Consider the following 11,450-nt stretch of genomic DNA (forward strand, 5'->3'; position numbering starts at 1 on the left):
GCCGCGCGTCAGCGGCGTCCGCCGACGCCGGCGCGGCGTAGGCGATCCGCGATCAGGATGCCGAGGGCCGTCGCCGCGACGCAGCTGGCCATCGTGACGGCGAAGAACGCCGCCTGGTACCCGAGGCCGAAGCTGCCCAGGTCGAACCAGGCCCACGCCGAGATCGGGTAGACGATCGCGACGGCGACCGCTCCGACGTAGTGCATCCAGGTGCCCCAGTAGCGCCACAGCACGAACAGGAACGGCAGCTCGGTGAACGCCGCCCACCAGAGGTTCGTGGCGACGCTGCCGAAGCCGTACCCCGAGAACGGCACCATGACGAGCCCCGCGATCAGCGCGACGAGCAAGCCGACGAGCGGACGCTTGAGCAAACGCAGCGCGATCACCGAGGGCAGCAGCCACAGTCCGGCGAGGCCCATCCCGAGGAAGGGCAGTGGTCCGGTGAGCAGGGTCGAGAGCCAGTTCATCGGCGCGAGCAGAACCGCCCCGGCGACGCCGAGCGCCGCGCAGGTCAGCAGCAGGGCAGTCGGGAAGCGCACCCGTCCGCGCGCGGGCCGCGTCGCCACGGCATCCACTTCCGTCGCCGCATCCGCGCCCGAACCGGCAGCCGACGAACCGGTATCCGCCCCGTTCATCCGAGCGGCTCCGCGGCGGCCTCGCGAGCGGCCTTCGACGTCGGGGAGGCGGCACCGATCTTCCAGTAGCCGCAGAAGCTGACGGTGTTCTTGTCGACGCCGCGCTCGCCGACGAGCAGCTTGCGCACACCCGAAGCGAGCGACTGCTCTCCGGCCGCGTAGGTGTGGAACGTCTCGGCCGGCAGGTCGATCTCGGCGACCCGCTGCAGCGCGAGGGCTCCCGGCTGCTCGTCGTGCGGGCGCAGCACCCACTCGACCGAGAGCCCCTCGGGGTGGGGGAAGTCGAGGGCGTCGTCGAGCGACGGCACCTCGATGATCGCGGTGCCGATGGCCCCCGCGGGAACGGATGCCGCGATCGAGGCGATCGCCGGCAGGGCCGTCTCGTCGCCCACGAGCAGCACCCGGTCGACACCGCGCTCGGGGTTGAAGGTGAGGCCCTCGTCGATGATGAGCACGTGCTCGCCCGGGGTGCAGGTCTCGGCCCACCGCGATGCGGGTCCGGCGGTGCCCTCGGCGGCCGATCCGTGCAGCACGAAGTCGACGTCGATCTCGGCGCCGCGATCGCCCTCGGCCGGTCGGTACGCGCGCACGCTGTAGTTGCGCATCACGGGGCGCTCGCCGTCGGGGATGCGCAGGAACTTCAGGTACCCGAACATCTTGTTGGCCTTGGCGGGCACGCGGTCGAGTCCGGCGTCACCGCCGATCGGCAGGAACAGGCGGAACCACTGATCGAAGCCCATCGGCCGGAACTTCTCGATCTCACCGCCACCGAGGGTCACGCGCATCCAGTGCGGGGCGAGACGCTCGGAGCGCAGCACGGTGAGGTGCACGAGTTCCTGCGTCTCGGGCTTGACGAGCTTGCTGAACGCCATCGGGTGCCTTTCAGAGGGAGGTCGGTTGCCAGGGGGAGAACACGAGGAGGATCACCGCGGATGCCGCGAGACTCAGCGCGACGAAGATCGTGTCTCGCGTGCGGAACGGCACCAGGTGCCGCTCGGTGCGGGTGGGGTGTGCGCCGAAGGCCCGGGAGTCCATCGCGAGGGCGACGCGCTCGGCGTGCCGGATGGCCCCGGCGAGCAGCGGGACGATGTACCCCCATCCGCGTGCGATGCGCGAGAAGGGGCCGTTGCCGCCATGGTGTCCTCGCACGCGATGGGCTGCGCGGATCACCGAGAGCTCGTAGCCGAAGCGCGGCACGAAGCGGAACGCGGCCAACGCCGTGTAGCCGATGCGGTACGGAACCCGCAGCTGCTGCACGCTCGCCCGCACGAGGTCGGGTCCGCTGGTGGTGAGCCCGCCGATGAGGGCGAGCGAGATGATCGCGCCGAGGCGCAGCGCCGTGGCGAAACCGATCATCAGTGCTCCGCTGTAGAGGGTCCAGTCGCCGATCCGCAGCACCGGGGTCGTGTCACCGACGAGCGCGGTGTCGACCCAGAGCGAGAAGCTCACGCCGATCACGGCCATGCCGACGGGCAGCACCGCGAGCAGCAGGAGCAGACGCCAGGTGAGGCGGGCGCCGACGAGCAGCAGCACATAGGCGAGCAGCAGGAACGCGGCCGGAGTGGCGAGGTCGCGCACGAACACCAGGAAGATCATCGCCGGGGCGAATCCCGCCACCTTCGCGAGCGGGTTGAGGGCGTAGAGGAACTGATGCCGCGAGGTGACGGTCATCGTCGCGTACGGGTCGAACGCGGTGGCGGTCATGCCTCGGCCCCCCGTGCGTGCGCCGCGAGCACCCGCTGCAGGGCGGGCAGGCGGAGCCCCGCCGAGGTGAACGTCTGCTCGTCGCGGAAGAGATCGGCCGTGCGTCCGCTCGCGTGCACGCGCCCGTCGGCGAGGATCACGGTGTGCGTCGTGTGCTCGGCGACGAGCTGCAGGTCGTGGGTGACGATCACGATCGTCGTGCCCTCGGCGCGCAGACTCTGCAGCAGCGCGAGCAGTTCGGTCGCCCGCGCGCGATCCTGGCCGAAGGTCGGCTCGTCGAGCGCGAGAACGCGGGGGCGGGTGATCAGCGCGGTGCCCACCGACAGGCGGCGCTTCTCGCCGCCCGACAGCAGGAACGGATGCACGTCGGCCTTGTGCGCGAGGCCGAAGCGCTCGAGCATCTCGGTCACGCGCTCGGTGACCTCGGCATCCGTGATCTGCTCGCCCTGCGGCCCCTGAGCCTGTCGAAGGGTCAGCCCGTGCGCGAGCTCGTCGAACACCGTGTGCGCGATGAACTGATGCTCGGGGTTCTGGAACACGAAGCCGATGCGGGCGGCGAGGTCGCGGGGAGCGGCCCGCCCGGGATCGATGCCGTCGACGTCGACCTGCCGCTTCGGCGGCGGAACGACGCCGGCGAGCGCCTGGATGAGCGTGGTCTTACCGGCCCCGTTGGCGCCGACGATGGCGGTGAGGCTGCCGGGCGTGAGATCGAGGTCGATGCCGTGCAGGATCTCGGTGCGGCCCCGGCGCACGGTGAGCCCGCGCGCCCGGATGATCGCCTCGCCCGAGGGCGCGGCATCCGTCGTCGGGTCGGTCGCGGTCGCGGTCGCAGCCGCGCTCGCGGGGGTGGATGCCGGGGGCAGTTGCGCCGCCAGCTCCTCGGGTGTCACGGGCAGGGGGTCGAGACGGATGCCGTCGTCGCGCAGTCGCAGCGCCGCCAGCGTCGCCGCGGGCAGCCACACCCCCATCGCGACGAGCTCGTCGGTGTGCGCACGGAGGATCTCGGCGACCGGGCCGTCGTAGGCGACGCGCCCCTCGCGGTCGAGCACGATCGTGCGGGTGACGAATCCCATCGCGGCGTCGAGGTTGTGTTCGACGAGGAGGATCGCCCGGTCGCCCGCGGCGATCACGTCGGCGAGGGCGGCGTAGACGTCATCGATGCCCTGCGGGTCGAGGTTCGCGGTCGGCTCGTCGAGCACGATCAACGGCGACCCCATGGCGAGGGCGCAGGCGATCGCGAGGCGCTGGCGGCCGCCGCCCGAGAGCCGGTCGGGGTTGTCGTCGCGGCGCTCCCATAGCCCGACGCGGCGCAGGGCGTCTTCGGTGCGGGCGGTGACTTCAGCGACGGGCAGGCGCAGGTTCTCGGGGCCGAAGGCGACCTCGTCGTAGAGGGTTCCGGTGACGATCTGGGCATCCGGGTCTTGGAAGACCATCGCGACCCGCGTGCTCAGCTCGGAGGTCTGCGCGTCGGCGGTGCCGACCCCGCCCGCCTCGACCGTGCCGGTCATGGTGGCGGGAAGCGCGTGCGGGATGAGCCCGTTCAGCGCGAGCGTGAGCGTCGACTTGCCCGAGCCCGAGGGGCCGAGCAGCAGCACGACCTCGCCCGGGTCGATGTCGAAGGTCACGTCGCGCGGGGAGGGGTGCGCGGCATCCGCGTGGGTGAGAGAGACATCACGCACGCGGAGAAGAGGCGCGGATGGGCGCACGGCGAGACCCCGGGTCGGTGGACGTACGTCTTCGGTGGAACGTACGTCTCTAACTTAGCCGAGCCTTACCTGGCCTCGCGACGTGCATTCGTGAGTCCGTAAGGGGTCAAGACACGCCTCACGCCCGGCATCCGCTGAGGCGTGTCTTGACCCCTCACGGAGAGTCGAGCGCGACGGATGCCGGGAACGACGCGCTCAGCGACGGGCGACGCCGGCGCGGCTGAGTGCCGTGCCGACCGCGAGGCCGATCGCGGTCCACGCGATGGGGCCGAGCACCGAGATCGCGAGGTACGTGATCTGCGCCCACAGCGGCATCGTGCCGAGGTGCGCGGCGAAGAACACGGCGACGGCCACGACGACGCCGATCAGCGCCGCCGAAATGAAGAAGCGCCAGGCGCCCCAGGCGCGGTAGCGGGTGAGGGCCGCGACGCCCTCCTGGATCGCGCCGAACAGCAGCGCCGTGCCGATGAAGCGCAGCGCCCAGGCCGGGTTGAACGCGCTCGAGACGAGGGCGGCGATCAGGTGCGTGATGAGCGCCACGAACGGACGCCGCAGCACCTCCTGCGCGATGATCCCCGGCAGCACGTGCGAGCCGAGCACGAGCCCGTAGAGGAAGAGCAGGGGGCTTGCGAGCAGGATCGGCGTGACCCATCCGGCGATGCCTCCGATGAGGCCGGTCGCGACGCCGATCGCGGCGCAGATCAGCAGCACGCGGGTCGGCAGGACAGAGGTTCGGGCCACGGTTCCAGCCTACTTGCGCGCACGATGCGCGGATGCCGAGGGGGCCGTGCAAAAGCACGGCGTCGGTGGTCAGCGCAGGCGTTCGGCCAGGTAGGGCGCCGTGCGGCTCGCGGGAATCTGCGCGACCTGCTCCGGGGTTCCGGCCGCGATGACGCGGCCCCCCGCGTCGCCACCGGCGGGCCCGAGGTCGATGACCCAGTCCGACGCGGCGACGACGTCCATCTCGTGCTCGACGACGACCACGGTGTCGCCGGAGTCGACCAGCGCATGCAGCTGCGCGAGCAGCCGTTGCACGTCGGCGGGGTGCAACCCGGTGGTCGGCTCGTCGAGCAGATACAGAGTGTGGCCACGGCGCACGCGCTGCAGCTCGGTCGCCAGTTTGATGCGCTGCGCCTCGCCGCCGGAGAGCTCGGTGGCGGGCTGGCCGAGGCGGAGGTATCCGAGCCCGACGTCGAGGAGAGCACGCAGGCTGCGCGCCGCCGCCGGAATCGAGGCCAGCGCCTCGGATGCCTGCTCGACGGTGAGGGCGAGCACGTCGGCGATGGTCCGGCCGTCGTAGGTGACCTCGAGCGTTTCGGCGTTGTACCGCGCGCCGTCGCACGTCGGGCAGCGCCCGTAGCTGCCGGGGAGGAACAGCAGCTCGACCGAGACGAATCCCTCGCCGAGGCAGGTCTCGCAGCGCCCGCCGACGACGTTGAACGAGAAGCGTCCGGCGCCGTACCCGCGCTCGCGAGCGAGGTCGGTGCGGGCGAAGACGGCACGTACGGCATCGAACAGACCCGTGTAGGTCGCAAGGTTCGAGCGCGGTGTGCGGCCGATCGGCTTCTGGTCGACCCGTACGAGACGATCGATGTGCTCGAGACCGCGCACGTCGCGCACGGTCAGGGAGTCGCCGCCCGCATCCGGCACCGTCGCCTCGGCCGGCCGGGAGTCGTCGCCTCCGGCATCGATCGGGGTGTCGTCGATCTCGTCGGGGGTGTCGTCCGAGCGCAGGTGCGCGCGCACGACTTCGGGGAGCACCCGACTGACGAGTGTCGACTTGCCCGACCCCGAGACACCCGTCACGGCGACGAGGGTGCCGAGCGGGACGGATGCATCGATGTCGGCGAGGTTGTGCAGGCTCACGCCCTCGACAGTGAGCCACGCCGATGCCTCTCGGCGGTCGCGTCGCGTCACGGATGCCGCATGCGCGTCGGGGAACAGGAACGGCCGGGTGACGGATGCCTCGACAGCGGCGAGCCCCGGGACCGCGCCGCTGTAGAGCACGTGCCCACCGCCTTCGCCGGCACCGGGGCCGACGTCGACGATCCAATCGGCGTGCCGGACGATGTCCATGTTGTGCTCGACCACGAAGACCGAGTTCCCGGAGCGTTTGAGCTGTGCGAGCACGTCGAGCAGCTGCTCGGCGTCGGCGGGATGCAGACCGGCCGAGGGCTCGTCGAGCACGTAGACCACCCCGAAGAGTCCCGACCGCAGCTGCGTCGCGAGCCGGAGCCGCTGCATCTCACCGGGGGACAGGGTGGTCGTCGCTCGGCCCAGCCCCAGGTAGCCGAGCCCCAGGTCGGTGAGCACCTCGATGCGCGCGAGGAGATCGGTCGTGAGGGCGACGGCGACGTCGGTGCGCTCGCCCGAAAGAGTGGTGGGGAGCGCAGGCGTGACCTCGGTGAGCTGCGTCGTCGGGCGGATGACGTCGGCGAGGTCGGTCAGCGGGAGAGCGTTGAGCTCGGCGATCGATCGGCCGGCGAACGTGACGGCCAGGGCCTCGCGCCGCAGCCCCGTACCCCCGCACAGCGGGCACGGTCCGGAACGCACGAACTGGAGCACCTTGGTGCGCATCATCTGGCTCTTCGAGTCGGAGAGCGTATGGAAGACGTACTTCTTGGCGCTCCAGAACATGCCGTTGTAGGGCTTGGCCACGCGGTCGCGCTGCGGGGTGATCTGCACGACCGGCTGCTCGTCGGTGAAGAGCAGCCACTCGCGATCGGCACGGGGAAGATCCCGCCAGGGGACGTCGACGTCGTAGCCGAGCGCGATCGTGATGTCGCGCAGGTTCTTCGCCTGCCACGCGCCCGGCCAGGCGGCGATCGCACCTTCGCGGATGCTCAGCGAAGGGTCGGGCACGAGCGAGTCCTCGGTGACGGTGTGTGCGACGCCGATGCCGTGACACTCCGGGCAGGCTCCGGCGACGGTGTTGGGAGAGAACGCATCGGAGTCGAGCCGGGTCGTGAAACCCTCCGGGAAGGTGCCCGCCCGGGAGAAGAGCATGCGCAATGAGTTCGACAGCGTCGTCACGGTGCCGACGCTCGATCGCGAGCTGGGCGCGCCGCGCCGCTGCTGCAGGGCGACCGCCGGGGGCAGGCCCGAGATCGATTCGACGTGCGGATCGTGGCCCTGCTGGATGAGCCGCCTCGCATACGGCGCCACCGACTCGAGATATCGGCGCTGGGCTTCGGTGAAGATGGTGCCGAACGCGAGCGACGACTTGCCCGATCCCGAGACTCCGGTGAACGCGACGATCCGATCGCGTGGCATGTCGACGTCGACGGAGCGGAGGTTGTTCTCGTTCGCCCCGCGGACGCGGACGAACGAGTCGGGTGCGTTCTCAGAGGCGGAGGGCATTGTCGCGAGTGTATCCGCGACGTCGGACATCGCCCTGGGTGCCGTTCAGGAACGGATGCCGCGGCATCCGTTCGTCGCATCGTCGATGCCGCTCGTCGCACGGCATCCGCTCCCGCTCCTCGACCCCCGCGCCCGTTTCCTAGCGTGGGGGAACGCAATGACGCGCACCCCGAGGAGAACCCCATGACCGCACCTTCGTCGCGCCGACGCGGCGCCGGAACCGTCGACGACGAGCCCATCATCGTCACCGACCCGAAACTCCCACCCGTCGCCCTCTCTCCCGAGCACGAGGAGAAGAGCCGGCGCTGGACCCTCCCGAAGATCCTGATCTGGACGGCGATCGCGCTGCTCGGCGGTGTCGCCTGGGTGATGCTCGCGATCGTGCGCGGCGAGACCGTGAACGCGATCTGGTTCGTCTTCGCCGCGGTCTGCACCTATCTGATCGGCTACCGCTTCTACTCGAAGGTGATCGAGAAGTACATCACCCGCCCCGACGACCGCCGCGCGACACCGGCCGAGGTCAAGCAGGACGGCAAGGACTACGTCCCCACCGACCGCCGCGTGCTCTACGGGCACCACTTCGCCGCGATCGCCGGCGCCGGCCCGCTCGTCGGTCCCGTGCTCGCCGCGCAGATGGGCTACCTGCCCGGCACGATCTGGATCATCGTGGGTGTCGTGCTCGCGGGCGCCGTGCAGGACTACACCGTGCTGTTCTTCTCGATGCGCCGCGGAGGCCGCACCATCGGCCAGATGGCCCGCCAGGAACTCGGGCGGATCGGCGGCACCGCCGCGATCATCGCCTCGCTGCTGATCATGCTGATCATCGTCGCGATCCTCGCGCTCGTCGTCGTCAACGCCCTCGGTGAGAGCCCTTGGGGCGTCTTCTCGGTGGCGATGACCATCCCGATCGCGATCTTCATGGGCATCTACCTGCGCTTCCTGCGCCCGGGCAAGGTCACCGAGGTCTCGATCATCGGGTTCGTGCTGCTCATGGCCGCGATCATCGGCGGCGGCTGGGTCGCCGGCACCGAGTGGGGTCAGGCGATCTTCCACCTCGACCGCACCACGATCGCGTGGGGCATCATCATCTACGGCTTCATCGCCGCGGTGCTCCCGGTGTGGCTGCTGCTCGCTCCCCGCGACTACCTCTCGACGTTCATGAAGATCGGTGTGATCGTGATGCTCGCCGGCGCGATCATCCTGGTGCGCCCCGAGATCACGGTGCCCGCGGTCAGCATCTTCGGCGAGAACGGCATGGGGCCGGTGTTCGCCGGTCCTCTCTTCCCCTTCCTGTTCGTGACCATCGCCTGCGGAGCGTTGTCGGGCTTCCACGCCCTGATCGCCTCCGGCACGACGCCCAAGCTCGTCGAGAAGGAGCGTCAGACGCGCTTCATCGGCTACGGCGGCATGCTCATGGAGTCGTTCGTCGCGATCATGGCGCTCGTCGCCGCGATCTCGATCGACCAGGGCATCTACTTCGCGATGAACGCGCCATCGGCGGTGACGGGCGGCACGGTCGAAGGCGCGGTCGCCTTCGTGAACTCGCTGGGTCTGACGGGGGTGAACCTCACTCCCGAGATGCTCACCGGCACGGCTCAAGCGGTCGGCGAAGAGTCGATCGTCTCGCGCACCGGCGGCGCCCCGACCCTCGCGCTCGGCCTCGCGCACATCATGCAGCAGGCGCTCGGCGGGCAGGCGCTCATGGCGTTCTGGTACCACTTCGCGATCATGTTCGAGGCGCTGTTCATCCTCACGGCGGTGGATGCCGGCACCCGCGTCGCCCGCTTCATGCTGCAGGACTCGATCGGCGCCTGGTTCCCGAAGTTCCGCGACGTCTCGTGGCGGCCCGGCGTGTGGATCTGCACGGCGATCATGGTGGCCGGCTGGGGAGCGATCCTCATCCTCGGCGTCACCGACCCGCTCGGCGGGATCAACACGTTCTTCCCGCTTTTCGGCATCGCGAACCAGCTGCTCGCCGCGATCGCGCTCGCCGTGGTGATGGCGATCGTCGCCAAGCGCGGCCGCAGCTACGTCAAGTGGTTGTGGATCATCGGCCTGCCGCTCGCCTTCACCGCGGTCGTCACGGTCACGGCCTCGCTCTACAAGATCTTCTCGCCGGTCCCGGCGATCGGATACTGGGCGAACCACTTCCGCTACCTCGAGGCGCTGAACACCGGCGACACGTCGCTCGGCGAACGCGAGGTGCTCGAAGCGGTCATCCGCAACACGGCCGTGCAGGGCACGCTCTCGATCATCTTCGTGACGCTCGCGCTGATCGTCATGATCGCGGCGATCGTCGTCACCATCAAGGCGATCCGCAACGGCGGCGGCGAGAACACCGAAGACGAACCGGTCGCCTCGCGCCGGTTCGCCCCGGCGGGCTTCCTGCCGAACGCCGACGAGCGCGAGCTCGAGAAGCAGTGGGAGCCGATCCTCGCCGACGAGCGCAAGGTCTCGAGCCACTGACATGGTGATCCATCACACGGATGCCGCGCCCACGCCGCTGCGTGCACTGCTCGGTGCCGTGGCGCGGGTCGGGCGCGGCATCCGCTGGTACATGACGACGCTGATGGGCGACACGGCCTACGCGACCTACGTCGCCCATCACCGTCGTCATCATCCGGACGAGGACCCGATGACCGAGCGCCAGTTCTGGCGTCAGCGCATGGACGACCAGGACCGCAACCCCGGCGCCCGGTGCTGCTGACCGGTGCGCATAACTGGGGCCCTTCGACAAGCTCAGGGACCCAGTTGTGCGTGGCGGGGCCCTTCGACAAGCTCAGGGACCCACAAGGGCTGGGTCGCTGAGCCTGTCGAAGCGTCCCCCACGAGGCACCCTGCCTAGGCTGATCACATGACCGACGTCGTTCTCGCCGCCGTGCTGGGCGTGCTCGGCGGCATAGCGCTGACGGTGCTGCTGCTGCTCGCCCGCCGTCTTGCGCGCGGCGCGGCCGATCTCGGCAGCGAGGGTGAGCAGGCGGCTCTGCGGGCGCTGCATCACGCGAGTCTCGCCGCTCCGCACCTGCGCGCGGGGCTCTCGGCTCCGGAGGTCGTGAAGGCCGCTCGCCATCTGCGCGTGCTGCTCGGCAGCGCCGCGGTCGCGATCGTCTCCGCCGACGACACCGTCTCGTTCGACGGCGCGCCCGATGGGCTGGAAGCCGCGGCCGTGCGGATCGCGAGCCGCGTGCGCGAGTCGGGTCGCCGACAGGTCTTCCCCTCGCGGGCCGCCGACGACCACCTCGAGGGCGTCGGTGCGCCGATCGTCGTCGACGGCCACGTGATCGGCGTGGTCGTCGCGTTCGCCGCCCCCGTGCGGGCGGCGCTGGTGCGCGCTGCGGAAGAGGTCGCCGACTGGTGCGCGGCACAGGTCGAGCTGGGCGGACTCGACGCCTCGCGCACCCAGCTCGCCGAGGCCGAACTGCGCTCGCTGCGCGCGCAGATCTCGCCGCACTTCATCTACAACGCCCTCACGGCGATCGCCTCCTTCATCACGACCGATCCCGCCCGCGCCCGCGATCTCGTGCTCGAGTTCGCCGACTTCACCCGTTACTCGTTCCGGCGGCAGGGCGAGTTCACGACCGTGGCCGATGAGCTCGAGAGCATCCGTTCCTACCTCGAGCTCGAGCGCGCCCGCTTCGGCGAGCGTCTGCGCGTGACGCTGCAGATCGCGCCCGAGACTCTCGCGACGGTGATCCCGTTCCTCTCCGTGCAGCCGCTCGTCGAGAACGCGGTGCGCCACGGGCTCGAGCCGGGCGAGGGCGGGGGCGAGATCCGGATCGCGTCGCGCGACGAGGGCACGCACACCGAGATCACGGTGGAGGATGACGGCATCGGCATGGATCCGGATGCCCTGCGCTCCACGCTCACAGCGGCCGACGACGGCCTGCACGTGGGGCTGCGCAACGTCGATACGCGTCTGCGTCAGCTCTACGGCGCGGACGGCGGTCTGGTCGTCGAGACGAATACCGGCGCCGGTACCCTGGTGCGCATGCGGGTGCCCAAGTCGCAACCGCTGAACGACCCGGACAACGACTGAGGTGCGGCC

At 70.4% G+C, this 11,450-nt stretch carries 9 protein-coding genes; 3 read left to right on the forward strand and 6 right to left on the reverse strand.

Going from position 1 to position 11,450, the window contains the following annotated elements:
• Window positions 1–8 precede the first annotated feature (8 nt).
• The 6 genes from ACZ5Y9_RS04070 to ACZ5Y9_RS04095 form a co-directional block, all read right to left on the reverse strand.
• The gene (locus tag ACZ5Y9_RS04070) at window positions 9–635 is read right to left on the reverse strand and encodes an ECF transporter S component (protein ID WP_247623573.1); all 627 of its coding nucleotides are present in this window, start codon (window positions 633–635) and stop codon (window positions 9–11) included.
• Window positions 632–1,507, reverse strand: a complete 876-nt coding sequence (locus ACZ5Y9_RS04075; RefSeq protein ID WP_247623572.1) for a siderophore-interacting protein — start codon at window positions 1,505–1,507, stop codon at window positions 632–634. The genes ACZ5Y9_RS04070 and ACZ5Y9_RS04075 overlap by 4 nt, the downstream gene beginning before the upstream one ends.
• Before the next feature lie 10 nt (window positions 1,508–1,517).
• Entirely contained in the window at window positions 1,518–2,339 is an 822-nt protein-coding gene (locus tag ACZ5Y9_RS04080) for an energy-coupling factor transporter transmembrane component T family protein (protein ID WP_464472360.1), read from the reverse strand.
• Window positions 2,336–4,045 (reverse strand): ABC transporter ATP-binding protein, encoded by a 1,710-nt coding sequence (locus ACZ5Y9_RS04085; RefSeq protein ID WP_464472361.1) that lies wholly within the window; start codon window positions 4,043–4,045, stop codon window positions 2,336–2,338. The genes ACZ5Y9_RS04080 and ACZ5Y9_RS04085 overlap by 4 nt, the downstream gene beginning before the upstream one ends.
• A gap of 195 nt (window positions 4,046–4,240) precedes the next feature.
• Window positions 4,241–4,786 carry an ECF transporter S component gene (locus tag ACZ5Y9_RS04090; protein WP_247623569.1) on the reverse strand — a complete coding sequence of 182 codons (546 nt, stop codon included), beginning with the start codon at window positions 4,784–4,786 and terminating at the stop codon, window positions 4,241–4,243.
• Between the two features lie 69 nt (window positions 4,787–4,855).
• Window positions 4,856–7,405: an excinuclease ABC subunit UvrA gene (locus ACZ5Y9_RS04095; RefSeq protein ID WP_464472362.1), complete on the reverse strand. Its 2,550-nt coding sequence runs from the start codon at window positions 7,403–7,405 to the stop codon at window positions 4,856–4,858.
• 183 nt (window positions 7,406–7,588) lie between these two features.
• On the opposite strand from ACZ5Y9_RS04095, the gene ACZ5Y9_RS04100 reads away from it, so the two are divergent.
• The 3 genes from ACZ5Y9_RS04100 (at window position 7,589) to ACZ5Y9_RS04110 (ending at window position 11,441) form a co-directional block, all read left to right on the forward strand.
• Entirely contained in the window at window positions 7,589–9,871 is a 2,283-nt protein-coding gene (locus ACZ5Y9_RS04100) for a carbon starvation CstA family protein (RefSeq protein ID WP_247623567.1), read from the forward strand.
• Window position 9,872: 1 nt separating this feature from the next.
• Window positions 9,873–10,112: a YbdD/YjiX family protein gene (locus ACZ5Y9_RS04105; RefSeq protein WP_464472363.1), complete on the forward strand. Its 240-nt coding sequence runs from the start codon at window positions 9,873–9,875 to the stop codon at window positions 10,110–10,112.
• Window positions 10,113–10,259: 147 nt separating this feature from the next.
• Window positions 10,260–11,441, forward strand: coding sequence for a sensor histidine kinase (locus tag ACZ5Y9_RS04110; protein WP_247623565.1), 1,182 nt, complete (start codon window positions 10,260–10,262; stop codon window positions 11,439–11,441).
• The last annotated feature ends 9 nt before the right edge of the window (window positions 11,442–11,450 follow it).

The sequence above is a fragment of the Microbacterium sp. T3-8 genome (genome assembly GCF_055398145.1).